The organism is Brevibacterium permense (genome assembly GCF_025506275.1).
Classification (GTDB): domain Bacteria; phylum Actinomycetota; class Actinomycetes; order Actinomycetales; family Brevibacteriaceae; genus Brevibacterium; species Brevibacterium permense_A.
Genome location: NZ_QYCP01000096.1, coordinates 125,461 through 150,865, shown reverse-complemented (window position 1 = coordinate 150,865; position 25,405 = coordinate 125,461). Strand labels below are relative to the sequence as shown.

The 25,405-nt window shown below is 65.0% G+C and carries 31 protein-coding genes; 16 read left to right on the top strand and 15 right to left on the bottom strand.

The annotated features are described in order from the left end of the window. Positions 1-231: 231 nt before the first annotated feature. From D3I60_RS18335 to D3I60_RS18325, 3 genes are read right to left on the bottom strand one after another with little or no spacing between them, the layout of a single operon-like run. Positions 232-1,362, bottom strand: a complete 1,131-nt coding sequence (locus D3I60_RS18335; protein ID WP_262778269.1) for an aminotransferase class V-fold PLP-dependent enzyme — start codon at positions 1,360-1,362, stop codon at positions 232-234. Between the two features lie 44 nt (positions 1,363-1,406). Further along, entirely contained in the window at positions 1,407-2,288 is an 882-nt protein-coding gene (gene fdhD / locus D3I60_RS18330) for a formate dehydrogenase accessory sulfurtransferase FdhD (protein ID WP_262778266.1), read from the bottom strand. 15 nt (positions 2,289-2,303) lie between these two features. Further along, a complete protein-coding gene (locus D3I60_RS18325) occupies positions 2,304-2,837 on the bottom strand; it encodes a MogA/MoaB family molybdenum cofactor biosynthesis protein (protein WP_262778264.1) in 534 nt (177 codons plus the stop codon). A gap of 299 nt (positions 2,838-3,136) precedes the next feature. Between D3I60_RS18325 and D3I60_RS18320 the strand changes: the two genes are divergently transcribed. The 4 genes from D3I60_RS18320 (at position 3,137) to D3I60_RS18305 (ending at position 6,190) form a co-directional block, all read left to right on the top strand. After that, positions 3,137-3,616, top strand: a complete 480-nt coding sequence (locus tag D3I60_RS18320) for a DoxX family protein (protein ID WP_262778263.1) — start codon at positions 3,137-3,139, stop codon at positions 3,614-3,616. A gap of 275 nt (positions 3,617-3,891) precedes the next feature. Beyond that, positions 3,892-4,338: a MarR family winged helix-turn-helix transcriptional regulator gene (locus D3I60_RS18315; protein ID WP_262778260.1), complete on the top strand. Its 447-nt coding sequence runs from the start codon at positions 3,892-3,894 to the stop codon at positions 4,336-4,338. 146 nt (positions 4,339-4,484) lie between these two features. Further along, positions 4,485-5,627, top strand: coding sequence for an LLM class flavin-dependent oxidoreductase (locus D3I60_RS18310; RefSeq protein WP_262778258.1), 1,143 nt, complete (start codon positions 4,485-4,487; stop codon positions 5,625-5,627). Further along, on the top strand, positions 5,624-6,190 hold the full coding sequence (locus tag D3I60_RS18305; protein ID WP_262778255.1) for an NADPH-dependent FMN reductase: 567 nt from the start codon (positions 5,624-5,626) through the stop codon (positions 6,188-6,190). Before D3I60_RS18310 ends, D3I60_RS18305 begins: the two co-directional genes overlap by 4 nt. A 69-nt stretch (positions 6,191-6,259) precedes the next feature. Here D3I60_RS18305 and D3I60_RS18300 read toward each other — a convergent pair whose 3' ends face one another. Beyond that, the gene (locus D3I60_RS18300; RefSeq protein ID WP_262778253.1) at positions 6,260-6,886 is read right to left on the bottom strand and encodes a TetR/AcrR family transcriptional regulator; all 627 of its coding nucleotides are present in this window, start codon (positions 6,884-6,886) and stop codon (positions 6,260-6,262) included. A 79-nt stretch (positions 6,887-6,965) separates the two neighbouring features. On the opposite strand from D3I60_RS18300, the gene D3I60_RS18295 reads away from it, so the two are divergent. After that, positions 6,966-7,499 (top strand): hypothetical protein, encoded by a 534-nt coding sequence (locus D3I60_RS18295; protein ID WP_262778251.1) that lies wholly within the window; start codon positions 6,966-6,968, stop codon positions 7,497-7,499. Positions 7,500-7,895: 396 nt separating this feature from the next. Next, a complete protein-coding gene (locus D3I60_RS18290) occupies positions 7,896-9,125 on the top strand; it encodes a calcium:proton antiporter (protein WP_262778249.1) in 1,230 nt (409 codons plus the stop codon). Between the two features lie 60 nt (positions 9,126-9,185). On the opposite strand, the gene D3I60_RS18285 is transcribed toward D3I60_RS18290, so the two are convergent. Continuing rightward, positions 9,186-9,653, bottom strand: coding sequence for a winged helix-turn-helix transcriptional regulator (locus tag D3I60_RS18285; protein ID WP_262778248.1), 468 nt, complete (start codon positions 9,651-9,653; stop codon positions 9,186-9,188). Positions 9,654-9,729: 76 nt separating this feature from the next. On the opposite strand from D3I60_RS18285, the gene D3I60_RS18280 reads away from it, so the two are divergent. Beyond that, positions 9,730-10,170 (top strand): PaaI family thioesterase, encoded by a 441-nt coding sequence (locus D3I60_RS18280; RefSeq protein WP_262778246.1) that lies wholly within the window; start codon positions 9,730-9,732, stop codon positions 10,168-10,170. Position 10,171: 1 nt separating this feature from the next. After that, positions 10,172-10,687, top strand: a complete 516-nt coding sequence (locus tag D3I60_RS18275; protein WP_262778244.1) for a PaaI family thioesterase — start codon at positions 10,172-10,174, stop codon at positions 10,685-10,687. A gap of 84 nt (positions 10,688-10,771) precedes the next feature. Here the strand turns inward: D3I60_RS18275 and D3I60_RS19425 are convergent, their stop codons facing one another. From D3I60_RS19425 to D3I60_RS18260, 5 genes are all read right to left on the bottom strand, one after another. Then, entirely contained in the window at positions 10,772-10,918 is a 147-nt protein-coding gene (locus tag D3I60_RS19425; protein ID WP_369415546.1) for a helix-turn-helix domain-containing protein, read from the bottom strand. 15 nt (positions 10,919-10,933) lie between these two features. Beyond that, the gene (locus D3I60_RS18270; RefSeq protein WP_262778242.1) at positions 10,934-11,056 is read right to left on the bottom strand and encodes a hypothetical protein; all 123 of its coding nucleotides are present in this window, start codon (positions 11,054-11,056) and stop codon (positions 10,934-10,936) included. Positions 11,057-11,097: 41 nt separating this feature from the next. After that, positions 11,098-11,322, bottom strand: a complete 225-nt coding sequence (locus D3I60_RS19420; protein ID WP_369415544.1) for a type II toxin-antitoxin system RelE/ParE family toxin — start codon at positions 11,320-11,322, stop codon at positions 11,098-11,100. Between the two features lie 93 nt (positions 11,323-11,415). Continuing rightward, positions 11,416-13,017 (bottom strand): AMP-binding protein, encoded by a 1,602-nt coding sequence (locus tag D3I60_RS18265; protein ID WP_262778241.1) that lies wholly within the window; start codon positions 13,015-13,017, stop codon positions 11,416-11,418. Positions 13,018-13,202: 185 nt separating this feature from the next. Then, positions 13,203-14,258, bottom strand: a complete 1,056-nt coding sequence (locus D3I60_RS18260; protein ID WP_262778239.1) for a GmrSD restriction endonuclease domain-containing protein — start codon at positions 14,256-14,258, stop codon at positions 13,203-13,205. Positions 14,259-14,577: 319 nt separating this feature from the next. Between D3I60_RS18260 and D3I60_RS18255 the strand changes: the two genes are divergently transcribed. After that, positions 14,578-14,781: a DUF5808 domain-containing protein gene (locus tag D3I60_RS18255; RefSeq protein ID WP_262778237.1), complete on the top strand. Its 204-nt coding sequence runs from the start codon at positions 14,578-14,580 to the stop codon at positions 14,779-14,781. Positions 14,782-14,931: 150 nt separating this feature from the next. Continuing rightward, on the top strand, positions 14,932-15,588 hold the full coding sequence (locus tag D3I60_RS18250; protein ID WP_262778235.1) for a hypothetical protein: 657 nt from the start codon (positions 14,932-14,934) through the stop codon (positions 15,586-15,588). A 154-nt stretch (positions 15,589-15,742) separates the two neighbouring features. Here the strand turns inward: D3I60_RS18250 and D3I60_RS18245 are convergent, their stop codons facing one another. From D3I60_RS18245 to D3I60_RS18235, 3 genes are read right to left on the bottom strand one after another with little or no spacing between them, the layout of a single operon-like run. Continuing rightward, complete coding sequence (locus D3I60_RS18245) at positions 15,743-16,543, bottom strand: sulfite exporter TauE/SafE family protein (RefSeq protein WP_262778234.1); 801 nt, start codon at positions 16,541-16,543, stop codon at positions 15,743-15,745. A 15-nt stretch (positions 16,544-16,558) separates the two neighbouring features. Continuing rightward, positions 16,559-17,365: a thioesterase family protein gene (locus D3I60_RS18240; RefSeq protein WP_262778231.1), complete on the bottom strand. Its 807-nt coding sequence runs from the start codon at positions 17,363-17,365 to the stop codon at positions 16,559-16,561. 44 nt (positions 17,366-17,409) lie between these two features. Beyond that, positions 17,410-18,087 carry an enoyl-CoA hydratase-related protein gene (locus tag D3I60_RS18235; protein WP_262778228.1) on the bottom strand — a complete coding sequence of 226 codons (678 nt, stop codon included), beginning with the start codon at positions 18,085-18,087 and terminating at the stop codon, positions 17,410-17,412. Between the two features lie 68 nt (positions 18,088-18,155). On the opposite strand from D3I60_RS18235, the gene D3I60_RS18230 reads away from it, so the two are divergent. The 4 genes from D3I60_RS18230 to D3I60_RS18215 all read left to right on the top strand — a co-directional run bounded on the left by D3I60_RS18230 (position 18,156) and on the right by D3I60_RS18215 (position 23,225). Then, the gene (locus D3I60_RS18230) at positions 18,156-19,568 is read left to right on the top strand and encodes an MFS transporter (protein ID WP_262778225.1); all 1,413 of its coding nucleotides are present in this window, start codon (positions 18,156-18,158) and stop codon (positions 19,566-19,568) included. A 38-nt stretch (positions 19,569-19,606) separates the two neighbouring features. Then, complete coding sequence (locus D3I60_RS18225; RefSeq protein WP_262778222.1) at positions 19,607-20,227, top strand: GntR family transcriptional regulator; 621 nt, start codon at positions 19,607-19,609, stop codon at positions 20,225-20,227. A 247-nt stretch (positions 20,228-20,474) separates the two neighbouring features. After that, positions 20,475-21,482, top strand: coding sequence for an aldo/keto reductase family protein (locus D3I60_RS18220; RefSeq protein ID WP_262778220.1), 1,008 nt, complete (start codon positions 20,475-20,477; stop codon positions 21,480-21,482). Between the two features lie 291 nt (positions 21,483-21,773). Next, positions 21,774-23,225 carry an MDR family MFS transporter gene (locus D3I60_RS18215; RefSeq protein WP_262778217.1) on the top strand — a complete coding sequence of 484 codons (1,452 nt, stop codon included), beginning with the start codon at positions 21,774-21,776 and terminating at the stop codon, positions 23,223-23,225. Positions 23,226-23,298: 73 nt separating this feature from the next. On the opposite strand, the gene D3I60_RS18210 is transcribed toward D3I60_RS18215, so the two are convergent. Next, the gene (locus D3I60_RS18210) at positions 23,299-23,850 is read right to left on the bottom strand and encodes a TetR/AcrR family transcriptional regulator (protein WP_262778215.1); all 552 of its coding nucleotides are present in this window, start codon (positions 23,848-23,850) and stop codon (positions 23,299-23,301) included. Between the two features lie 114 nt (positions 23,851-23,964). Between D3I60_RS18210 and D3I60_RS18205 the strand changes: the two genes are divergently transcribed. Next, positions 23,965-24,480 (top strand): DoxX family protein, encoded by a 516-nt coding sequence (locus tag D3I60_RS18205; RefSeq protein WP_262778213.1) that lies wholly within the window; start codon positions 23,965-23,967, stop codon positions 24,478-24,480. A 10-nt stretch (positions 24,481-24,490) separates the two neighbouring features. Here the strand turns inward: D3I60_RS18205 and D3I60_RS18200 are convergent, their stop codons facing one another. Continuing rightward, complete coding sequence (locus tag D3I60_RS18200) at positions 24,491-25,006, bottom strand: SRPBCC domain-containing protein (protein WP_262778212.1); 516 nt, start codon at positions 25,004-25,006, stop codon at positions 24,491-24,493. A 16-nt stretch (positions 25,007-25,022) separates the two neighbouring features. Here D3I60_RS18200 and D3I60_RS18195 point away from each other — a divergent pair, with 16 nt between their 5' ends. Then, positions 25,023-25,364 carry an ArsR/SmtB family transcription factor gene (locus D3I60_RS18195; RefSeq protein WP_262778211.1) on the top strand — a complete coding sequence of 114 codons (342 nt, stop codon included), beginning with the start codon at positions 25,023-25,025 and terminating at the stop codon, positions 25,362-25,364. Positions 25,365-25,405 lie beyond the last annotated feature (41 nt).

The following is a 25,405-nucleotide window of genomic DNA, read 5'->3' as shown; positions in this document are numbered from 1 at the left end:
TGTTGCAGATCATTCACAAAAGAGGTTCTGCCCCGGTCAGCGGGGCCGGTCGGCTGCCCACCGGCTGACGGCAGTCGGCCGATTGTTATGGCTGTGTTACCGAATTCCTCATGGCTCAGCGCCGCGACTCCCTTGCCGAAGCCCGAGAGCATATGGACATGAGTGGTCCTGTGCTCGAGACCCCGAGATCAATTCGGCCGGGCGACCGGGAAGGAGAGAAGTCAGCGCCTGTCACGAAGTCACAGCGTTGAGCGCCGTATCGACATCGGCCTCGTCGTTGTAGAGGTGGAATCCGAAGCGCATATTTCCTCCGGCCCGCGAGTACCTGACTCCGGCCGCGTCGAGTCGATCGACGGCACCAGGCCAGGCCCGGTCGACGATCCCGAGGTCGATCGACACGATCGCCGAGTTCAACTCTGCGAGGCCGAGCCCGGTTCTGAAACGGTTGGCCAGAGCGAGGTCGTGGGTGTGGATCTGGTCGACGCCGACGTCGAGCAGCAGCTCGAGCGCTGGAGCCGTGCCGACCCACGAATGCCAGGCCGGTGAGATGTCGAAGGCGCGAGCACCGTCGGCCAGGCGCATCGGCATCCCGTAGCTGGCTGCTCCCCCGGCTGCGAACCACCCCGCCGCCAGAGGCTTGAGTCGGTCGAAGAACTCCGCACGGTCTGGGTGGGATTCGTCGGCGGCTGCCAACTGCGACGGCATCGTGAGGAACGCCGTCCCGCGCGGGGCGCACAGCCATTTGTAGGCGGCGACGGCGAGGAAGTCGACCTCGGCGGCGTTGAGCGGCAGCCATCCGGCCGCCTGCGTGCCGTCGAGGACGGTGAGCGCTCCGACTTCGCGTGCGGCGCGGGTGATCGCCGGGATGTCGGCGACCTCGCCGGTCGCAGACTGTGCGGCGGAAAAGGACACGAGCGTCGTGGACTTGTCGACCGCCTCGGCGAGGGTGTTCAGCGGCGCGGTGCGCACCCGCACCCCACGGTCGGCGTGGACTGCGAACGGGTAGACACCGGAGGTGAACTCGATGTCGGGGATGAGGACCTCCGCACCGTCGGGCAGTGCTGCGGCGATCGGGGCGAGCAGTTGCGATACGGCGGCCCCGGCGGCCACCTGATCTGCGGAAACACCGACGAGGCGACCGAAGAGTTCGCGGCTGGTGTCAACCGATTCCGCCCACCGCGGCCAGGGTACGCTTCCGGCCCGCCACTGGTCGAGGGACCGCTGCAGCGCATCCCATCCGCACCGAGGAGGCGGACCGTAGGAGCAGGAGTCGAGGAAAGCCGTCTGCACGTCCCATTCGGTACGGGCCCGCGCGATGGTCAGACGGGAGGTGAAGCTGGTGGGATCGTCATTGATGTCCATGCCAGCGAATCTAGCACCGGAACGGCGGGGCCGTCTCGGCGAGGTCAGGCCACGCGTTCGGGATACGAGTACGCGTTGAACTTGCCCCTGCGATTGAAGCCGATGACGCTCACGCCGACGTCCTTGCCGTAATCGACGGCCATCGCAGAGGGGGCGCTGACGGCGGACATCATCGGGATGCCGGCCATCGCGCACTTCTGGACGAGTTCGAACGATGCCCGCGCGGACACCTGCAGAACGGTCGATCGCAGCGGCAGGCCACGGTTGGCCATGGCCCAGCCGATGACCTTGTCGACGGCGTTGTGCCGGCCGACGTCCTCGCGACCGACGAGCAGTTCGGGTTCCGCGTTCGGGTCGTCTCCGACGGCGAAGAGCGCAGCGGCATGGACTCCGCCGGTCTTGTCGAAGATCTCCTGTGTCTGCCGCAGTCGATCGGGCAGCTCACCGATCCGGGCGGCGGAGAGCAGCTGCGGAAACTCGTACTCCCCCTGGTCCTCGACATGAAAGGCGGCGGGGATGAGCGGAAACGCGGAGGTCTTCGTCACCGCATCCGCGGCCGCGGTTCCGCAGATTCCACACGACGACGAGGTGTAGACGTTGCGGGCAGGCGCCGTCTCGGGATTCCAGATCCCAGGAGCCAGACGCACTTGGGCGACGTTGTAGTTCCGGCTGCCGTCGGGGGCGAGCCCGGCAGAGAAATTGACCTCTTCGATATCGTCCATCGAGGTCACGACCGCCTCGGAGAGCAGATAACCGGCGATGAGTTCGACGTCGTGTCCGGCGGTGCGCATGGTCACGGTGTACTGCTCACCGTTGAGCTGGATCTCCAGCGGCTCCTCGCCTGCCAGGGAATCCGGACCGGCCGAGATCTCACCGGTGGCGTCGAACTTATAGACCCGGGCTCGCACGGCCTTGCGCATCTGCATGGTCTCGTTCCTCTCTCAGACCCGGGGGCCATGGTCGGTGGTGTCCTCGACGGAGGTCTGAATGTGCTCGAGGAGGTCATCGATGACGGCGATTCCGTCCTTGACCCCGCCCTTCGAACCGGGGAAGTTGATGACGAAGCTGCGTCCCCGCACTCCCGCGACTCCGCGGCTCATCACCGCCGAGGATGTTGATTCGAGACCCTTGCGCCACATCGCATAGATGAGGCCAGGGGACTGGCGTTCGAGGAGTTCGGCGGTGAACTCCGGAGTGCGATCATCGGGCGCGAGCCCGGTGCCGCCGCTGGTGACGATGACGCGAGGACGGTCGGCTTCCGGAGTGTCAACGAGAAGATGCTTGAGTGCGTCGCCGACGGGTTCGCCGTCGCGGACGACGATCGCATCGGGAGTCTCATAACCGCGGCCGCGCAGCCAATCGACGAGGATCGGACCCGTCGTGTCCGCGGCTTCCCCCCTGGCCGCAGAGGTGGAGGCGATGATGACCGCAGCCTTGCGTCCCGCTCCGAGGAGTTCGCCGTTCTCTTCGCTCACCTATCTGCCCTCTTCCCAACTAGCTTCAATCGCACCCGTGGACAGCACATCTGGTACGTGCGCCTGCCCGCGATCCCTGCGCTCACCCATGAGGCACGGTCACTGCCTCCATTGTCCCACTCCGGTCGGGGATGACCAGAGACGGCACGACCCCGGGTCGCGGGAGGAGAAGGCCAGTCAAGGGACGAATCGTCGAGGACTGCTCTCGCTGCTGTGCATCGTTGGCGGTTGTTGCCAGCGTATTGCCATGTTCGGCACATACCGTGTGATTGCAATTTCAACCAATCTTGGAGATCACCGTGTACGCAACGACCGGACTGCCGACCTTTGCCCGCGACATCATCACTCTCATTGCCCGGATCGGCCTCGGCGCGATCTTCATCGCCCACGGGTGGCAGAAGTTCAATGAGTGGACCATCGCCGGAACGAGCGATTCGTTTGCGCAGATGGGGGTGCCGATGGCCGATATCGCGGCCCCGGTCGCAACTTTCGTCGAACTCATCGGCGGAGCACTGCTCATCCTCGGCGCGCTCACTCCCATCATCGGATTCCTGCTGGCAGCCGACGTCATCGGCGCCCTGATCATCGTCCACCTCATCCCGACCCCGTTCGTCGATCAGGGAGGCTGGGAGCTCGTCGCCTCCCTGGCCGCAGGCGCACTGCTGATTGCCGCTGCAGGTCCTGGCCGTCTGAGCATCGACCGCCTCCTCTTCGCCGGCAAGGCAGGCAAGGGACGTAAGCGCTCGAGCGCATCTCCCGCCGTGGCCGCCGACGCCTGAACCTGCGGACGGAGCGCGCACTTCGCGTGTTCGCCCTCGCCCGCCGATGAACCGCGGCACAGCCTGCAGGAAACGCAGTCATAGGTGGGTGAAATGGTCACGCTCACTTGAGTTCTCTGTGACCATTCCACCCACCTAGTGCGACCACCTCACCCGCCGTGGCCGCCACCTTTGCCGCGGTCCGCACCCCGTCTTGCGCAGCGCAGGTAATGTGAGGACGAATCGCGGTGACTAAGTCGCCGGCGGCCACTACGCAGTCAGGAGAAGGAGAAGCGGTGGACGATCTCAGTCTGAGCACGCTCATCTGGCTGCGCATGGCCCGCTTCGTCCAGAACAGCAACCAGCTCTCCAATGAGCACCTGCGCCAATTCGGACTCACCGTCGCCCAGTTCGAAGCCCTTGCCCATATCCGCAATTTCGAACCGATCACGCAGTCCGCTCTCGCCGAAGGACTGACCGTCAGCAGCGGCGGAATCTCCCGCATGCTCGCCCGGCTCGAGTCCGAGGACCTGATCTCCCGCGAACAGGACTGGAAGACCAAACACATCTCCCTAACGCCCAAGGGCCGCGAACTCCTCGAACGCGCGTTTCCCTCGCAGCAGGAACAGCAGGCGTCTCTGTTCGACGATTCCTTGAGCGAGGACGAGAAAGTGCAGCTGCACGCACTGATGAAGAAGCTCTATGACACCAGCCGGGAGCGCGGCGAGAACTCGCGGGAATAATCCCGCAGCCATATCAGCTGACATGGCAAATGACATTTTCGTCACCGTCACGAGGAGACACCTTGAGCGAGTCCGCGCAGCCGCACACCACCCCACCGCGGCATTCTGGGACGACTGAATCGCAGCCGTCACAACGGCCGAACTATATGCATGAATTCGGTCTCGACCGAGGTCAGGGACTGCAGTTCGGCATCTACAGCCTCGGCGATCACCTGCCTGATCCGCACGACGGATCACGCGTCGACGCAGGCCAGCGGATCCACGAGTTCATCGGCTATGCCCAAGCCGCCGAGGCCGCCGGACTCGACTTCTTCAGCCTCGGCGAGAGCCACCAAGAGTTCTTCGCCGCGCAGGCCCATGCCGTCATCCTCGGCGCCATCGCCCAGGCCACGGATACGATCCGCATCGGCAGCTCCTCGACGATCCTGTCGACCTCGGACCCGGTCCGGGTGTTCGAGAACTTCGCGACGATCGACCTCATCTCCGGCGGACGCGCCGAGCTCGTCGCCGGTCGCGCCTCCCGGGTCGGCCTGTTCGAGCTCCTCGGTTACGATCTGCGCGACTACGAAGAGCTCTACGAGGAGAAGCTCGATCTGCTGCTCACAATCAACCGCGAACAGCAGGTGACCTGGTCCGGGCAGTTCCGGGCACCGCTCAACAACGCCGAGATCCTCCCCCGCCCCACCGGGCAGTCGCTGCGCATCTGGCGTGCCGTCGGCGGGGCACCGGCGAGCGCGGTGAAGGCGGGACTGGCCGGGGTTCCCATGGTCATGGCCCACCTCGGCGGGACCACCTCGGTGTTCAAGGGCACCGTCGATGCCTACCGTCGCGCGGCCGCGCATGCCGGATTCGATCCGGCGACCCTGCCGATCGCCACGGCGGGATTCTTCCACGCCGCGGAGACCTCGCAGGAGGCGCTGCGGGCGATGTATCCGCACATCAACGAGGGGATGAAGCGCACGAACGGGCAGGGCATGCCCAAGCAGCATTTCGCGCAGAGCGTCCACCCGGCGTCCATCGCGAACATCGGCAGCCCGCAGCAGATCATCGAGAAGATCCTCCACCAGCACGAGGTCTTCGGTCATCAGCGCTATCTCGCACAGGTCGATTTCGGCGGGATGGCCTATGCCGACGTGATGAACCAGATCGACATCATCGGCACCGAGATCCTGCCCGCCGTCAAGAAATACACCGCCACGGCACCTGGGGTCTCGGGAGTCGGATCCGCCGGTTCCGGGACGGAATACGCTGGTTCCGCATTCGATTCCTCCGAGGAGGCCATCCGATGAAGATGGTCCTGCTGTCCGGCTCGAACGTCGGAACGAAGACCCGGACCGTGATCGATCATCTCGCCGAGGCGGTCGCCGCCTACGACCCGACCATCGCCGTGAGCGTCATCGATCTCGCCGAGGTGGACATGGTCTTCGCCGACGGTCGGAACTTCACGGAGTACACCGGTGACACCGGTCGGGTAGCCCGGGACCTCATGGACGCCGACGCGATCATCATCGGCACCCCGATCTTCCAGGCGTCGATCCCGGCAGCGCTGAAGAACGTCTTCGATCTGCTGCCGACGAGCGCCTTCCTCGATAAGGTCGTCGGCGTCATCGCCACGGCCGGTTCATCGAAGCACTATCTCATTCCGGCCCAGCACCTGCTGCCGATCCTCAGCTACATGAAGGCGCAGGTCGTCCAGCCGTATGTGTTCGTCGGCGAAAGCGACCTGCACCGCGGCGAGATCGTCAGCCATGACGTCCTCCAGCGCCTCGACCGCCTCGTCGAGGACACGGTCGTACTCACCCGCACATTTGCCACGATTCGAGAGGAGCGGGACGCCGCCTACGGGTTCTGATCGTTCCAGAGCGATATCCGCCCACCGTCTGAATATGCGAACTCTGCGTGAAGCGCCCCATGACCAAAGTCAGGCGCGCAGACGCTCGAGGTGCGCAGCCAGAAGCTCGCGAGCACGCTCGGGGGCCAGGACCTCGGGGTGAAGCGTCGAACGCAGGGTCAACCCGTCGATGAGGGCAGCGAGCGTCTCGGCTTCAGCTTGAACGTCGAGGCCCGCGCGCAGGACCCCGCGGGCACTCATGCTCGCAATGACTCGGACCATGAGATCGCGGGTGCCACGCACGGAAGTCTCGAAGACGTCGGCAAGCTCCGGCGTCGTTCGCGCCTCCTCTTCGAAGGCCAGCCAGACCACTGACTCCCGGCGGCGGGTCTCGTCGAGCGGCAGCAGCTCGGAGAGGAAATCGACCGTCAGCTCTTTGGCCTGATCGTGATCGATGCTCCCGGAATCAAGCTTGGGAAGCATGTCGGCCAGTCGTGCTTCCAGCCGATCTCCGACACGCTCGACGAGGGTCTCGAGCGCGAAACGCACGATCCCGTCGGCGCCGGTGAAGTAGTGCCGGATGGAACCGATGGCCAAGCCGGTTTCATCGGCGATCGTCCGCAGCGAGACCTTGGAGAGTCCCTGCCTGAGGACGATGGCGAAGAGCGCATCGGCGATGAGCTCTCGGCGCTGAACAGGGTCGACGAATTTCGGCATAGATCTTTTATAGCACACCCCTGCCACAACGTGCTATCGTTTTAGCACGCACCTGCTACAACATCAAAGGAGATCACCCATGTCACCCCTCCTCATCGCCCTCGGAGTCATAGCCGTCATCGTCGTCGTCATCGTTCGGCGCTTCCGCGGAGAGCCCGTCGACGCCAAAGATCTCGCAATTCCACCGCTGATCCTGCTGGGACTGGCCGTCAAGGAACTGTGGGGATTCGGCCATTGGACACCCGCGAACGTCACCTTCCTGACTGCCTCGGTGGTGGTCGGTGTCAGCTTCGGAATGCTGCGCGGAGCATCTACGGTCCTCTTCGAACGAGACGGGACTCTCCACCAGAAATACACGGCGAAGACGATGATCATCTGGGCATGCAGCCTGCTGGCGGGGCTGGGCCTGCATTTCGGAGCTCAGTTCATCGGCGCCGAAGAAGCCGTTCGCCCCATGACGCTGAGCATCGGATTGAGCCTGCTCGGCGAAGCGATCACCTGCGGCGGGCGGGGTCTGCAGTCGGGCATTCCCTTCAGCAATCGCGACGCTATGCGGAACGGCTCCGACACATCAGCACTGAGCAGCCTCGTCGACCGCGCGCGACAGAAGTGATCGGCAACGTGGTGGCTAGCGGCACGGTCGACGACGAGCAGCACTGTTTCAAACGTGGGCTGCTCAACTTCAATTGTGCCGTAGCGGCTGCTCGATCCAGCGAATCGGTACATTCTGCTCTGAAGTTCACAGCGAGGGAAGTGGTCGTTTCAGAGGAACCTATACAGAACCTAAACGTGCGCTCCAACGAAAGGCTCGCGCCAACCAACGCGCACCCCAATTTGGCCGACGGCGCGCTTGAGCCGCACCAGCGCCCCAGGTCATCCGGTGCCCCAGATCACCGGATTTGCCGGGCCAGGCGGGCCTGGATAACCTGAAAGAGGAAGGAACCAGTCGGGACGACCCGGCTGAGTGAGACTCACGATGAGGACGGCCTCAGAGACAGGAAGACCTTTCATGACCGCCGCCCTCCGCTCAATCATCACGCCGACCGCAATCCTGCGACTCGCCCTCGGCTGGGGCGTCTTCATCGCCCTGCAATTCATGGGAACTCTGCTTGCCCCGCCGGTCCCCCTGCCGCTGCTCGTGACCGCACTCGTGGTCATCGTCGCGGTCATCCTCATCTGCGCCTTCGGCGTCGTCACCGAAGCCGAGCACTTAGCGAACCGCCTCGGCGACCCCTACGGCTCACTCGTGCTGACAATTTCGATCTGCCTCATCGAGGTCATCCTTATCGCCGCGGTCCTGCTGGGCCCCGGCGACCACGCGACGATCGCCCGCGACTCGGTGATGGCGGTGTCGATGATCATCCTCAACGCCGTCATCGGCCTGTGCCTGCTCGTCGGCGGACTGCGCCACGGCGCACTCACCCACAATCGCACGGGCGTCTCGAACTACCTGGTCATGATCGTCGTCTTCGCCGCCCTCGCCTTCGCCGTGCCCGCCCTCATCGGCACCCCCGACGGTGCCTACGCGATCTGGCAGGAGATCCCGATCATCGTCGTCACCGTCGGCGCCTACGCCTTCTTCCTCTACCGACAGATGGGACCGCAGGCCCACGAATTCACCGAGGCGACCCCCGTCGGGGCCGTCCCCGCGGGCGCCTCATCGACTGCCGGAATGACGCAGCCATCCCCCACCGAGGCGGCCGACCGGTCCGAATCAAGCCGGCCCGAGGCGGCCGGCCAGGCTGACGACGCATCTCACGGAATCCTCGAGATCCTCTCAACCCACCGCGTGGAGATCGTCCTTCGACTGGTCCTCCTCGTCGCCACTGTGCTGCCAATTGTGCTGCTCTCCCACGATATGGCCACGCTCCTCGATGACGGCCTGGGCCGCCTCGGCGCTCCTGTTGCTCTGTCCGGGGTGGTAATTGCGATGATCGTGTTCCTGCCCGAGACGCTGACGTCGCTGCGAGCGGCGTGGAACGGCGAGATCCAGCGCGTGAGCAACCTCTGCCACGGCGCTCAGGTATCGACGGTGGGGCTGACGATACCGACGGTCCTGGTCATCGGCATGCTCACTGATCAGCAGATCGTACTCGCCGAGTCACCGATCAACCTCGCACTGCTGGCGATCACGCTCCTGGTCTCCGTCATCGGGTTCGCCGGCAAACAGATCACCGCCGTCCAAGGCGCCGCTCACCTCATCATCTTCGTCGTGTTCGGTCTCGCGCTCTTCGCGTGAGCTGCCAGAACAACGCGTGAGCGGCCCACGCATTCGCCAGAGCGCCAGTGCCGGGAGGACTTACGCTCTCGCTTCTGCGCCAGGGCCCGGCGCTGTCTGGCCTTCGCTCGGCGAGGTGAGCTCGTGACCGGCCACGCACATGACCTTCGCCTCGACCGGTTCGCCGCAGTCGCGGTGCGTCACGCGCACCGGAGGGCCGTCCGGCCCTGAGCAGTGTTTGTCGCCCCACTGAAGAAGGGCGATCAGCACGGGATAGAGATCTCGGCCCTTATCAGTGAGTCGGTATTCCCTTCTTGCCCGACGGCCCGGTTCGCTGTAGGTCGCGGGTTCGAGGAGACCGTCCGCAACGAGCGTGCGCAGACGTTCGGCGAGCACCGGGTCGGAGACCCCGAGGTGGTCGCGCAGCTGATCGAATCGGCGCACGCCGTTGAACGCATCCCGCAGGATGAGCAGCGTCCACTTCCGTCCGATGACATCAAGGCTGCGTCGGATCGAGCAGGCAGCGGAGTCGTATTCGAGCCATTCCATGTCCCCCTCCTTCGGTTGACCGTCGTCGACACCCTAGGCTAACTTCATAATAACAAGTCAGATCGAAGGAGAATACATGACTGATGACGCCCAGGCCGCCCAGGCCCCAGATGTCTCGCTGGAGAAGGCAAGTCGATTCGTCGCTGCTTCCGGTTTCGTCGTCGAGGAGGTGACGGCCACCTCGGTGCGGGGCTATGCCGAACTCGACGAGAATCACCACACTCCATGGGGCGTCATCCACGGCGGCGTGTACACGACCATCGTCGAAAGTGCAGGCAGCATCGGCGCCTCACATGCCGTGGCAGAACGCGGCGAATTCGCCGTTGGCGTCCACAACGCCACCGACTTCCTGCGCCCGAGCACGGGAGCCCGCGTCAACGTCGAGGGCAACGCTCTTCACCAGGGACGCACTCAGCAGCTTTGGGAGGTCATCATCACGGATTCGGCCAGCGGCAAGCAGATCTCACGCGGCCAGCTGCGCCTCCAGAACGTCGCCATGCCCGACGGGAGCAGCTGAGATGAGCACCGAGGCTGAGCCGAAACTTCGCGAAACGACCGTGACCTGGGGAGATCCGGCCATCAGCCTCAAGCAGATGCCCCTCCTCGACGGAATCGACTTCCTGCAGAAGATCGCCGACGGTGAGATTCCCGGCGCTCCCATCGGAGCACACATCGGAATGGAACTCACCGAGGTGGAGCGGGGCAAGGTGACCTTCACATGCCATCCCGACGAATCCCACTACAACCCCATCGGCGTGGTCCACGGCGGGCTGGTGTGCACCCTGCTGGACTCGGTCCTCGGGTGTGCCGCGCATTCGCTGCTTCCCGCAGGCATGGGCTACACCTCGATCGACATCAACGTCAGCTACCTGCGGCCCGTGACCGCCGACAGCGGCCCTCTGGTTGCCACCGGCCGAGTCACCAAACCGGGACGTCGGGTCACCTTCGCCGAGGGCGAAGTCGTCGACGCAGCAGGCAAGACCGTCGCGACGGCGACGAGCAGCTTGCTGGTCTTCCCGCTCGAAACGGCCTGAATCTCAGCTGCTGCGGGGCGACGGTTTCATCGTCACCTCGCAGCACGAGATGGCTTGAGGGCACCAGAGGGCCAGGCCCAAAGATCAGACCAACGCGACTCGCTTGCGGGCAGCACGCGCCAGCCGCTCCAACATCCCTGTCCCGGGCATCACTGCACCGTTTTCGATCCGAGCAATTGCCGCCTGAGTCGTATTCATGCGCTTTGCAAGTTCTGCTTGAGTCGGTCCCATTGAGATTCGCTCACCTTAGAACAGTTGGGCAATCCGGAGTCCTGCATCGATGTCGTCGTAGCCCGCCTCGTATTCGGCGCGCTCTTTCGCTGACATTCTGCCCAGACGTTCTTCACGCATCTGATCAAGTGTCTTCATTTTCTCCGCCACCTCCTCGATGCCAGTCGTGCTCTCGCGACCTATTTCTGCTCACTGCTTCGTTGTTTGCGGAAGGTGGTCAACGTGATGACCCGCCGTCCGGGGTCGAATGTGTACGTAATCCTTCTTTCGACGTTCTGGCATTGGAATCTGAGTTCGTGCAACCTTCCACCGAGACTTCTGGAACGCGGCATTCCGAGCACCGTCCCATGCTCCGCCAGGTTCTTCAGGTGTCGATCCGCAATCCGGAAGTCAGTGTCACTCAATGATTCCAGTCATTTCACCACCTCACGAGAGACTTCGATCGTCCATTCGACCATACAGATATATATCATTCGTGATATATCCATGAGTAGGCCTCAGCTCCCCGCCATCTCCCGTAGTGCGTTCTTGCGGATCTTGCCGGTCGACGTCGTCGGCAGCTCGTCGACGAATTCGACCCCGGCCGGTGCCTTGTACGAGGCGATTCGGGTCTTGACGAATGCGATGAGATCGGCTTCGGCCACCTCGTTGCCGGGCGCAAGGACGACGTAGGCCAACGGTCGCTGTCCCCACTTCTCGTCGGGCATTCCGACCACGGCCGCCTCGGCGACGGATTCGTGAGCGACGAGGGACTGCTCGACCTCGATCGTGGAGATGTTCTCTCCGCCGGAGATGACGATGTCCTTGGCACGGTCGAGGATCTGGACGTACCCGTCCTCGTGCATCACGGCGAGGTCACCCGTGTGGAACCAGCCGCCGCGGAACGCCTCGGCGGTGGCTTCTGGCGCATTGAAGTAGCCCTTCATGACGTTGTTGCCGCGCATGACGATCTCGCCCATCGTCACCCCGTCACGCGGCACGTCAGTGAGCACGTCGTCGTCGCGCAGCTCGACCACGCGCATGCGCTCGGCGCTGATCATGCCGATCCCCTGTCGGGACTTCAACTTCGCGCGCTCCTCAACGGGCAGGCCGGTCCATTCGGGCTGCGGTTCGCACGAGGAGTACGGGCCGTAGGATTCGGTGAGCCCGTAGACGTGGATGACCTCGATGCCGAGGCCCTCGAGGAGGGCGATCGTCGTCGGCGACGGCGGGGCACCGGCCGTGGTGATGGACAGCGTTCCACCCAGGTCGTGGGCCTCCTTGGCCCCGGCGATGGTGTTGAGCACGACGGGAGCACCGGCCATCCGCGTGACCTTCTCTTCGTCGATGAGCCGCCAGGCTTCTGGCCCGCGCACGGCTCGGATGCACACGTGCGTGCCCGACACCGCGGTCAGCGCCCAGGTCGTGCACCAGCCGTTGCAGTGGAACATCGGCAGCGTCCACAGGTACTTGGTCAGAGCCGGGAAGTCCTGCGTGATGACCTCGCCGAGCGAGTTCAGGTACGCCCCGCGGTGGGTGTACATCACGCCCTTCGGCCGCCCCGTCGTGCCCGAGGTGTAGTTGACGGTGATCGTCGCCGTTTCGTCCTCGACTTCGTAGGCTCGTGGTGATTCAGGCGCCGAGGCGGTCCAGTCGGCGTAGGCTTCCACGCTGAGATCCGCGGCGGCCACCTCACCTGGGGTGCCGTTCTCGTCGGGGTGGACGACGATCGTTTCGACGGCGTTCGCAGCCCCGGCACCGATGACCGGCTGGAGGAGTCCGGCATCGCCGAAGAAGAATTTCACCTCGCTGTGGCCGAGGATGTATTCGACCTCGGGCGGCGCCAGTCGGGTGTTGAGCATGACGAGCACGCCGCCGGCCAACGGGACCGCGTAGTGGGCGATGAGTGCCTCGGCGCTGTTAGGGGCGAGCACCGCGACCGTGTCCCCGGGCTTCAGGCCACGGCGGACGAGTCCTTCGGCGAGGTTCTGGACGGTCTCAGCCATCTGCCGATAGGTGAAGCGGCGGGGCCCGTCGACGATCGCCTCCCGGTCCGGGTGTGCCTCGAGCGAGCGTTCGAGGAAGCGCAACGGAGTCAGGGCGGTATCGAGTCCGGACATGGGAATCTCCTCATCGTCGATGATCGTGGCGGCCGTCGGCAGTCACAGCTGCGACGGTGTTCGACTTCAGATTACCGAGCGACTGTGACCTCATGCACACCACCCCTCGCCAAGGCGGTCACCGTCAGGGCGACCGCTCTCAGTCCGCGCTTCGGTTCCATGCGAATGTGAGCGTGACGCCTCCGCTATTCGCAGCCGACTCCGTCGCCGTCGCGGTCGAGGTGGGACCCGTAGCCGGGGTCTCCTCGGCGAACGGGCGCGGCACCGGCTTCGCGGGCGGCCGTGCAGGTCTCGAAGTAGGATGACGAGTTCGATGAGCCACCTGATGATCCGCTCGACGACGAACCCGAGCTCGAGGATTTCGGCTTCGCCGGGCGGGTCTCTTCCTTCGTGGTGACGTTGTCACCGTCGCCGGGGCCGGGCCAGTCGACATCCTCGGCGAAGGCGGGCTGGTCATCGCACTTCGCCAGCACGCGTTCCATGGCGGACTTTTCCGCTGGGACCACCCACAGCTCGTATTTGTGCTTCACGGTGATCTGTCGGGCGACGTATTCGCATCGGTACTGCTTGTTCGGCGGCAGCCAGGTCGCGGCGTCGCCGTCGCCCTTCTGTCGGTTGAGGCTTGAGCCGACGGCGAGCAGATTGAGCGGGTCATTGCCGAACTCCTTGAGCGTCTCCTCGTCGAATTTGAAAGCCCCGGTCTGCCAGGCGTTCGAGCGAGCGACGACATGGTCGATGTCGACGGCGTTCGCGCTGCGATCGAAGTCGTAGGTGTCACCGGCATAGGGGTCGTCAAGCGTTCCAGCCAGCACGACGCAGCCGCGGGTGCCCGCCTTGAGGGTGATGGTCGTGAGGTCCCGGCGGAGCACGTCGTTGCGGGTGTCGCAGCCGTTGTGGTCGGTGTCCGACCGCCATTTGAACAGGTCGCCGTCGTACCCGGTTTTCGGTGCCCGGCCCTTTACCGTGAGTTCATCCAACATCGCCGAGGCGGTGCCCGTCGCCGCGCTTCCCGCGCGGCCTTCGTCCTCTTCGCCGGCTTCGTCGGCGTCATCGCCTGCCGCCGATGCCGTGGGAGCGTCGCTCGCTTCCGGGGCCTCACGGGCGGGTGTGGGGTCGGCGGCGCTGGATGAGGCGGAATCAACGGCCGGTTGGCCACCCTCGGCGCATCCGGTCGGGAGGCCGAGGGACAGGACTGCCGCGAGTGCCGCGAGTGTGCGGCGTGAGGAAGAGAGCAAGGGCATGGACTTTCAGGCGTGCAGGCTCGCTAGTGGAGCGAGATGGTTCAGACGTGGTCGTGGACCGAGCCGACACGAGTGCCGCTGCTCGATCCACTTCGATCAGTGTAGGACCGGCAGAGCGTCAGTGGCACTCGATCGGCCGGAACGTATCCCATTCGTTAGATACGCGGACGACATTGGTTTGGTGCCAGAATGACCAGGTCGGACGAACACCAGATCGCGAGCGGGGACACTGATCGGACAGCAGCCGCTGAACATGCGGCGCACGGGCATAGACTGTCAACTGAACTTGTCTTCGAAAACTGGAAAGCCGTGATGCTCAATGAGCGAGGATCCCGACGTTGAGGCCCTCCGCCAGGACGATTCCAACTGGAAGCTGGGCCTTTTCTACGCATCGATGCGAGATCGCGCTCCGCTGATTCCGAAGCGCTACGGCTGGGGATGGACCGTCAATTTCGGCAGCCCCTGGGTCTGGTCGGCCGGAGTCATTCTCGTCATTGTGGTCGCCTGGGGTGTGTTCTCCTGACCCATCTTTCGAGGGCGAGGCTCTGCTAGTCCACGGTGTGGCCCGCTTTCGGCGCGCTCCGGCCGTCTTCTTCCCAGCGCCCCTCCGCGACCGACGGGTGGGTGCATGATGGGAGGGAACGGTGGGCCGCCTCGGCGAGGAGGATTTTCGATGCGACACGATGAGGAGCGCCCGCGCACCAGCGGGTTCCTTGCCGATGGGATGGTGCCGGGGCACTGGACGCAGGTGCTCGGGACGATGCGTGCGAATCCGTTCACGCATCTTTCACTGGAGGAGGTGCGCGCCGAGGCGGCCCACCTCCTCATCGTCGCGCCCTCCCCCGAGGTGGCCCGTGCGTGCTTCGGGGAAATGCTCGATGCGTTCGGGGACTCGATTGAGATCGCCGCCGCCGAAGGGCTAGTGCCCAATCGCGTCCCCGCTGGGACGTGGGTGTTCCTGCCACATCGGCAGGACGGGTGGACGGAACTCGAGAACGCCTCGGCGACACTGCGGGCGGCTTTGGTCAAGGAGAATTCTTCACGAGAGTCCGGCAGCAAGCTGGTTCTCATGGAGTACGGGATCAACTTGTGGATGTGGGCCGAACCGCCGTCGAGCGGAGGCGACCCCGTCTGCCACGCCGGCGAACTCATCAGCTGGGAAAGCGCGTGGACGCTGGGGGCGAGCGAATGCGAAGATGGCGAAGACAGCTCCAGGCCGAAGACCTCACCACCTGCTGTTTCCTCGGGAACTCCGCGTCCTGCATTGGTACGTCCGCCGATCTACTTCGGCTTGCCTCCCGTCCTGCGCAGGCGCCGGTGGGACAGCTGAGCATTTTCTCCAACTCACCTCCGCCGACCGCTCGAGTTAGCGGCGAGCGCACAAACTATACGGCGAGCGGTCGACGCTAAGGTGAGCGGTCGGTAAACACGAATGTGGCTGAGGTGAGCGGTCGACGCTAGCGTGCGCGGTCGGCGCCCGCCCATCACGCCACGGCGACGACTACCCCAGCCGCCAAGAGCAGCACGAAGTAGCCCCAGGCGTGGAGGATCTCGGGGATCTTCGGCACCCGGCGACGCAGGAACACGATGACCGGCAGTCCGCCGATGAGCAGCGCCGCGGCCGCCACCAAATCAAGCGAGCCGACGACACCCGGAGCATCGATCGCTGCCGGGGTCAGGATCGTCACGAGCACGGCCGGGCTCATGATCACCAATGTCAGCGGGTTGGCCAGGGTTGTGGCCACGGTCATCGTCGCCCCGGACCGGCGCATCATCGGCACCGTCATCACCGACCCTCCGACACCGAGGAACGAGGCCAACCCACCGATCGGCACACCCCAGATCGCTGCGATACCGCGGCCTCCCTCGCTGACTTCGCCAACGTTATCGACGACCGCGGCCTTGCGCCGGAAGAATCCGGGCCGGGCGAGCAGATCTATGGCCGTGGCCGCGATATACGCGACAAACCCCCACTGCAGCAGCGTGTCCGGTGCGAATCGTCCTGCGAACGCCCCCAATCCCCCGCCCAGCGCGAGCAGCCCGAGCAGCCACCATCGCCCGTTCAGGTGAGCGAGCGTCGATCGCTTCGTCGACACCGTCGCGACGATCGCATTGACAAGCATCACCAACGCCGAGGTGGCCGCCGCCACCCGTGCCGTGTCATGTCCGAGATCCGCATCGACGAGGGTGATGATCGGGACCGTGACGAAGCCGCCGCCGAACCCGAAGAGCACGGTGGTCAGGCCGACGAGACAGCCGACGAGGACGAGTCCGAGGAATTCCATGACTGGCGGGAAACCTCAGAGCCGGGCAATGAGCAGCGGCTGGGTCACCGATCCGACATATCCGTGCTCGTCGGCCAGATCACCGTCCGTGACACCGCGCCCATCAGGGCCGACGTGGGTGCGGGCATTCATGTTCAGCCACTCCGACCGCGGTTCGCGAGCGAAGGTCAGCGACAGTGACGGCGGAATGAACGTCCACTCGCCGAACGGCACCGCCGCTGAGACGCCGTTCGCCGAGTCCGCAGCGATGACGAAGCGTTGGATCGGGCTCGTCTCCTCACCAGCGACGAGCGGGATGCGCGGTCGCACCCAGACGTCGGCCGCCCCGAGTTCCTGGAGACCGCCGGAGACGAAGCGCCACTCGATGGCACGGCCATACCCCCAGTCGGGGCTGATACCGGGGAAGTACTTCTGTTCCTGCGGGCCCGGCACAGCGGACGTGTCGAAGGTCGAGGCCACCTCGGAGCTAGATTCCGGGGTGGACCGCATCCTCCACGCTGTCGCGGTCACGGCGAGGCGGTCCTCGGCCCAGAGCTTCGCCTCGACGAGTTCGATGCGCTTGCCCGGACGCACGATGGTCGCCTCGGTGCGGATGCGACCCTGCCGGATGGGGCCGAGCATGTCGATCGTGAGCCGGCCGATGCTCATCGCGTCGTCCTCACGGACTCGTTCGACGGCACGGGCGAGCAGCGCTGCCGGTGGGCCGCCGTGCTGCATCGCCTCATCCCACGGGCTCGTCGTCGCACGTGTGGAGTCGAATTCGTCCTCGCCGCGCGGAAGGTAGAAGGCCTCGGGAAGCGGGCTGACCTCGTTGTCTGTCATGCAATCTCCTCAGTCGTTGAGCGTTTCCACCATTCTGCCCGACCTCAGACTCTGCCCTCAGGGTCTGAGTCGCCCGAGCCGGGGTCGGCAGTCTGGTTCTTCGCGGCGAAGGCGAGCGCGAACTCCTTCTTGCTGTCGGCAATCGCCTGCGCCTTGAGGGTGTTCTTCCACGTCCGCAGCAGTCGCTTCTGGTGCGCGATGACGGTCCGATCGGCGCGCGTGGTGTCGCGCAGCAGCTCGAGTGCGCGCTCCTCGACCGGCCCGTCGACGGAGTCGTTGAGGAAGCCGCAGGCGAGCATGTCAGCGGCAGTGAAACGGTTGCCGGTGAGCACGAACTCTGTCGCCTTCGTCCATCCCATCAGGCGGTGGAGGTTGACCGACTCGAGCGCCGAGGGGATGCCGATGCGCACCTCGGGCGTCGCATACCAGGAGTCCTGGCTGCCGATGCGGAAGTCCGAGGCTGCGGCGATCTCGGCGGCACCGCCGATGCAGTATCCGTCGATGGCGGCGGCGACCGGAAGGGCGCAGTCCTTGATCGCTTCGCACACCTCGCCGAGGCGGCTGATCGTCGCGTACGCTCTCGACGCACTCGTGTGTGCGAATTGTGCGGTGTCCATTCCGGCTGAGAATCCGCGTCCGCCAGCCGAGGTAAGCAGGACCGCGCGCAAGCTCTCGTCAGCACCCGCCTCGGTGAAGGCGTCCCTCCCTGCGGCCGGACTCACTCTTGTATCCAAGATGGATGCAAGTTAATGTGAGTAAGCCCTGACCACCACGACGACGTGAGACCACCATGACCAGCCACATCCGCGAACAGGCCAAACTCATCACTGCCCAGCTCCTCTCGGGAGCCGGCATCGCCTCCGGGTATGCCGTCGGCGGACTGCTTGCCGAAGAGATCACCGGGCAGACGTCGATGGCCGGATTCGCGCAGATGAGCGTCATCCTCGGAGCCGGTCTCATTGCCTATCCCCTCGCCGTGCTCGCTGGACGTTCCGGCCGTCGCAAGGCGCTGACCTTGGGCTTCGGCATCGGCACGCTCGGCGCCGTGGTCGTCCTCGTCGGTGTCGCCCTACAGCTCCTCCCGCTGTTCATGCTCGGGATGATGATGTGCGGGTCCTCGACCGCCTCGGGCCTGCAGGCTCGTTACGCCGCCGTCGACCTCGCCGACCCGTCCGCCGCCGGTCGTGCGATGTCCCTGGTGGTGTGGGCAACGACGGTCGGCTCCGTCCTCGGCCCGAGCTTCACCGCCCCCGGCGCCCACCTCGGCGAGACACTCGGCATGAACGGCCTCGCCGGGCCCTACCTCATCTCCATGGTCGCGTTCGCGTTGGCCACGCTGTCAGCATCGACCCTGACGAAGTCCGTGGCCGCCGGCACCGACCACCCGGGCGAACCGAGGCTCGACGATCCCGACCGCGATGGTGAAGGCACGACCGAGGACAAGGACGGGGCCGCCTCGGCGAGGGATTCCGCTGCGACCGACAACTCCACTACGTCCACCGCCGAGGCGGCCGCTCCACCTCAGATGAGACTCGGCGAAGCGCTGCGCTTCGCTCTGGCCCGCCCGGTGCCGCTGTTCGCGATGATCACGATCGTCGCGGGACAGATGATGATGACCAACGTCATGGTCATGACCCCGGTGCACATGGACCACCAGGAGTTCAGCCTCGGGGCGATCGGCATCGTCGTGAGCATCCACATCGCCGGCATGTATGCCCTCTCCCCTGTCTTCGGCTGGATGGCCGACCGGTGGGGTTCGGGCGTCGTCATCGCTGGTGGGGCCGGCATCTTCGTTCTCACGATCGCCCTCGGCGTCATCGATGCGGTGGCCCCGGAGTCGTCGATGGTGCTGCTGTCGACCGCGCTGTCGCTGCTCGGAATCGGGTGGTCGATGTTCCTCATCGGCGGCTCGTCCCTGCTCACCGCCTCGGTGCCGACGCATGCGAAGGTGCCGCTCCAGGGCGCTTCGGATTCGGCGATGAACCTCGGCGGGGCGCTCATGGCGGCGATGGCCGGGTCCGTGCTCGGCGCCGGCGGATTCCTGTGGATCAACCTCATGGCCACGTTCGTCCTGCTCATCGCCGTCGCATTCTCGATCCGCGCGATCCCGCTGATGAGCTGGCCCGGACGCCGCACTCCCGCTCTCACCGAGGCGGCCGACCAATCTGCTGCCGCCGCGAGACAGGACGGGGCGGGGAAATGAGCGCGAAGGCGAGATCCTCGAGAACGGCGACGGAATCGATGAGCGCGGCCGAACGCGCCTACTCGGTCATCCGCGGGCAGATCCTCAACGGCTCTCACGTGCCCGGGACGATGCTCGGCGAGGCGGCGTTGGCCACCGAGATCGGCGTCAGCCGCACCCCGGTGCGCGTGGCTCTGGCCCGATTGCAGGACGAGGGGTGGATCCACATCTATCCCAAGCGCGGGGCGATCGTCCAAGGCATCGACGAACGCACGGTCTCCGATCTCGCCGATGCCCGTTATGTGCTCGAGACGACCGCTGTCGAGCGGGCATCCGAACCCATGCGGCAACGGTTGGCGGAGAAACTCGGTGGTCTTATCACGCAGCATCGAGCCGCTTTCGCCGAGGGGGATGTCGCCCGTTTCATCGAGCTCACCCTGGAGTTCCACCGCGGCTTCGTCGAAGCAGGGGACAACCGGGTGATGCTCGAGATGTACTCACTGCTCTCCGACCGGCACCGATTCACCCTCTTCATGAACAGCCGACACCTGCTCGATCGTTCGGACGAACTCATCGCCGAACACGAGGCGCTTGTCGCGCATCTGCGCGTCGGCGATTCCGCGGCATTCGCGACGACCCTGCGGGAGCATATCGCGGAGAACGCCGGCCCGGCGCGCTGAGGCAGGGACGCTGGCCTTTCTGCCAAAACGCGTTTCGGTACGCCCTTCTCTGAAGTGACCACTTTGTTCAGTATGCAATCCAGAGAAAGGTGTACCGAACTGGCAAGGCGCCGCGGTGCATCCGCTCCGAAACGCCCTCGCCCTCGCGGAAATGCGGCAGCACGCACCAGTCTCGGTCCCGCCGCACCCGCATCCCCCGCCTCGGCGAGGGGTTCCCCACTCTCGCGCCCGGTCGTAGGCTGAGGTCATGGAGCACAGATATCTGGGAAACAGCGGACTCAAGATCTCCGAGATCACGTACGGCAACTGGCTCACGCACGGTTCGCAGGTGGAGAACGACACCGCCACGAAGTGCGTGCACGCAGCACTCGACGCGGGCATCTCCACCTTCGACACCGCCGACGTCTATGCGAACACCGTCGCCGAACAGGTCCTCGGCGATGCGCTCAAGGGCCAACGACGCGAATCGCTCGAGATCTTCACGAAGGTCTACTTCCCCACCGGGCAGAAGGGGCACAACGACACCGGCCTGTCGCGCAAACACATGATGGAGTCGATCAACGGCTCGCTGCGCCGCCTCGGCACTGACTACGTCGATCTCTACCAGGCACACCGCTACGACTACGAGACTCCGCTGGAGGAGACGATGCAGGCCTTCGCCGACATCGTCCGCTCCGGCAAGGCTCTTTACATCGGCGTGAGCGAGTGGAACGCCGACCAGCTGCGCGCCGCCCACCACCTGGCCCGCGACCTCGGCATCCAGTTGGTGTCGAACCAGCCGCAGTACAACATGCTCTGGCGCGTCATCGAAGAACGGGTCGTCCCGACCTCGAAGGAACTCGGCATCTCGCAGATCGTCTGGTCCCCGATCGCCCAGGGCGCACTGACCGGCAAGTACAAAGCCGGCCAGCCGGTGCCAGCCGGGTCGCGCGCCACGGATGAGAAAGGTGGCGCCGACTTCATCAAGAGCCGCTACCTCCACGACGACATACTCACGGCGATCACGGGTCTCGAACCGATCGCCGACGAGCTCGGCATCACGATGGCGCAGCTCGCGATCGCCTGGGTGCTGGCCAACGACAACGTCGCCACCGCCCTCGTCGGCGCCTCCCGCCCCGAGCAGATCGCCTCGAACGCCGAGGCTGCCGGGGTCGCCCTCGACGCGGACGTCCTCACTCGCATCGACGACATCCTCGGCGACCTACCGGAGACCGACCCCAACAAGACGCAGTCGCCGGCCACCCGCCTGACCTGATCCCTCACCGAGGCGGACTACCGTCTTGATTCCGACCGCGGTCCCCTAGTGGGGCCGCGGTCGGAATCATTCGCGGCGGCGGGTGCCTGTCACCCAACCGGGAGATGAACTCGACGAATCTCACACCGACCCGGGGCCACCTCGGCGAGGGTGGTGGGTTAAACTGCATGAAGCGGTTATATAACCAAGGAATTTATTTCCGGGCGCAAAGAGGGGCCGGTTCAGCACACCGCCTCGGGCGGGCTGACGCTGGAAGACGAGAAGAGACACAGACGACGAAAAGGTGAGGGGATGCCATTGGCGAACGGAGACGACATTCAGAAGGACCCATCAGAAGGCACCCCGGTCAACCGGAACCTCGTGCTTGCGGTGCTCGTCTCAGGCGCGTTCGTCATCATCCTCAACCAGACGCTGCTCAACACCGCTCTGCCGGCGTTCATGCACTACTTCGACATCACCTCCGGCGCCGCACAGTGGGTGACGACGAGCTTCATGCTCGTCAACGGCATCATGATTCCGGTGACCGCGTTCCTCATCGAGAAGTTCACGACGAGGGGCCTGTTCTTCACCGCCATGGGCCTGTTCATCATCGGCACTCTCGTCTGCGCGATCGCCCCGGTCTATCCTGTGATGCTCATCGGTCGCGTCATCCAAGCTTCGGCCGGCGGCATCATCATGCCGCTCATGCAGACGATCCTCTTCGCGATCTTCCCGGTCGAGAAGCGCGGTTCGGCCATGGGAACCTTCGGACTGGTCATCGCCTTCGCCCCGGCCATCGGCCCCAGCCTCTCCGGCTGGATCGTCGACCACCTGCCGTGGCAGACGCTGTTCTACATGATGCTGCCGATCGCGATCATCGACCTCATCGTCGCCTTCTTCCTGCTCAAGAACGTCACCGAACGGACATTCCCCCGACTCGACGTCCTCTCGATCATCCTCTCCACCCTCGGCTTCGGGGGACTGCTGTTCGGCTTCGGCACCGCCGGTGACGCCGGATGGCTCAGCGCTGAGGTACTCATCCCGCTGGTCATCGGCGCGATCACGCTGACGCTCTTCATCACCCGCCAGTTCAAGCTCGAGCAGCCGATCCTCGAATTCCGCATCCTCCGCTACCGCATGTTCACGCTCAACACCCTGCTGGGCATGTGCGTGTTCATCGTCATGGTCGGCGGCATGATGGTCCTGCCGCTCTACATGCAGAACATGAATGACTTCTCGGCCATGGAGTCCGGCCTGGTTCTGCTTCCGGGCGCCGCAGTGATGGGACTGATGTCGCCGGTGACCGGCCGTGTGTTCGACGCCGTGGGCGCCAAATGGCTCGCGATCGCCGGTTTCGTCCTGCTCACCGGAACCACGTTCCTCTTGGCTCGACTGGAACCGGACACCTCGTTCGTCTACCTCGCAGTCGTCAACACGATCCGCATGTTCGGTGTCGCCATGGTGATGATGCCGGTGACCACGGCCGCGCTCAACCAGCTGCCCTCGCACCTCATCCCCCACGGCACTGCCCTGAACAACACGCTGCGCCAGATCGCGGCGTCGGTCGGCACCGCGGCGCTCGTGACGATCATGGTCTCGGCCGCACGGAACCCGGAGACTTACGGCATGGCAGGCCTGGTGCACGGCGCGAACGTCGCCTTCTTCGTCGCCGCCTGCGTCGGCATCCTCGGCGTCATCGGCGCGTTCTTCATCAAGAACTCCCACGGACTCGAACCGGGACAGAAGAAGGTCACCGGCAAGTGATTCCGGGGCGCCGCAGGTGCCTCACCGCCACATCAGCGGATCCGGCCCAGCCCCTCAAATCCGGTCCAGCCCCTCAGCGGCTCCTGTCGGCACCCTCGACGAGGTGGCCCGCCACGATGCGCGCCTGCCTGAGTGCGTCTTCGGGCTCCACTGCCCCGCTGAGCACCAGAGTGGCGTATCCGTGGACGAGCGACCATGCCGCCACCCCGAAGTCGGAGTCCGGCCCCGATCTGGTCGTCGCCACTCCGACCGAGAGCGCCGCCCACGCCCGCTGACGGGACGCAGTCAGTTCGCCGTCGTCATCGTGGAGCAGCCGGGGTTGGAACATCACCGTGAAGTGGGATGGGCAGGCGAGCGCGAATTCGACATACGCGACTCCGCGGTCGATGAGTCCGCCGCTTTCGTCGACTCCGGACATCGCCTCCGCCAGGCGGTCGTATCCTTCGGTCGCCAGTGCCGTGAGCAGACCGGATTTGTCACCGAAATGATACGTCGGAGCGGCGTTGGAGACGCCGGCCCGCTTCGCCAGCGCACGCATGCTCAGTTTGGCCACGCCGTCTTCGGCAATCGCCGAGGCGGTCTCCGCCAACAGTGTCCGACGCAGATCCCCATGATGATAAGTCACAGTCCGATCGTACCGGAGCAAACTTTTCATTGACAAGATACTTGTCGGCGAAGTATCTTGTCACCGTAAAGATACGTCGCGGCCGCAAGGCCTCGCTCATCGAAGGAGCCCCTCATGGCGCCTTTGCTCTTTCTCCTCATCACAACTCTCGCCGTCTACGCCGTCGGGCGCTTCAGCCCAGCGGCGACCCGGCACGGCCTGGACACCTGGCCCGTGGCGATCAGGTTCGGGCTGGCCGTGATGTTCGTCGTCACCGGCATCTCCCACTTCGCGAGCATGCGTGAAGCACTCATCGACATGGCGCCGCCATGGCTTCCAGCAGCAGCTGCGCTCGTCACCGCGACCGGGGTGCTCGAACTGCTCGGAGCCTTCGGCCTGCCGCTGCGGCAGACTCGCCCGTGGGCGACCGGCGGGCTGGGGCTGATGCCCATCGTTATGTTCCCGGCGAATGTGCACCTGGCGCTGACCGGCGAGAATCTGCGGTGGGGCGATCAGCTGGTGCCCCGCACACTGATGCAGGCTGTTTTCCTTGCCGCGGTCCTCGCAGTGCTCATTCCGGAAATCCGGACACAACGGGGAGCGCGAAGGCAGCACGCGCCGGACGCGACGTCGAAGCCGTCCGCACTCTGACGCTCCGGACCTATCTGTAGTAGCCCTCGCGGAGGTTGATTCCGTGCTCGATCCAGACCTTGAGCGCCGAGAGCATTCCGGTCCAGCCCATGCAGTTGCCGAAGGCGCCCTGAGCTCCGCCCTCGGTGAGCTTCCAGGACTTCTCCGTGATCGTCACGAGCGTCCGGGCACCGTCATCGACGGGAGTGAACTCGAAGGTCGTCGTCGTGTCACTCTCCACTGAGTCGTCGGAACCCTCCCACCGGATGACGATCTTCTCGTCCTGGATGTTCTCGACGACCTCGACGGGGAATCGGCCCGGGAAGTCGGCGAAGTCCCATGTCACGTCGGCCCCGGCCTCCAAACGGCCGCGGGCGCCGCCGGTCGTGAAGTAGTGCGAGAGCTGCTCGGGATCAGCGACCGCTTCATAGGTCTCATGAGGAGTCTTCGAGATGTAGCCGGTGACCGTGAAAGACAGCTCCTCCAATGGGCGGGACTGATCGTACTGCTCGGCGGGTGTGTTCTGGGTGCTCTGCTCATCTGTCATGTGATATTTTTACCACATGTCACGGGAGTTGGGAACAGGATCGGATGAATCCGACGACGCGGTCTTCAAGGCCCTGGCCAACCCCACCCGCCGACGCGTCCTCGACCTGCTGCGGACTCGACCGCGGACGACCGGTGAGGTCTGCGAGGCGTTTCCAGACCTCGATCGCACTACTGTGCTGCAGCATATTCGGGTACTCGAGGGCGCTGAGCTGGTCACCGGCCGCAAGGAGGGACGCACCCGACTGCTGGCACTGGCACCGCTCCCGATCAAACGGATCCACGATCGCTGGATCGGTGAGTACACGCGTGCGGCCGTAGGACTGTTGGCGCAGCTCGATGAGGATTCTCCGCGCTGACGGTTCAGTCGCGCCCCGCAGCCACAGGTTCAGTCGCGCCC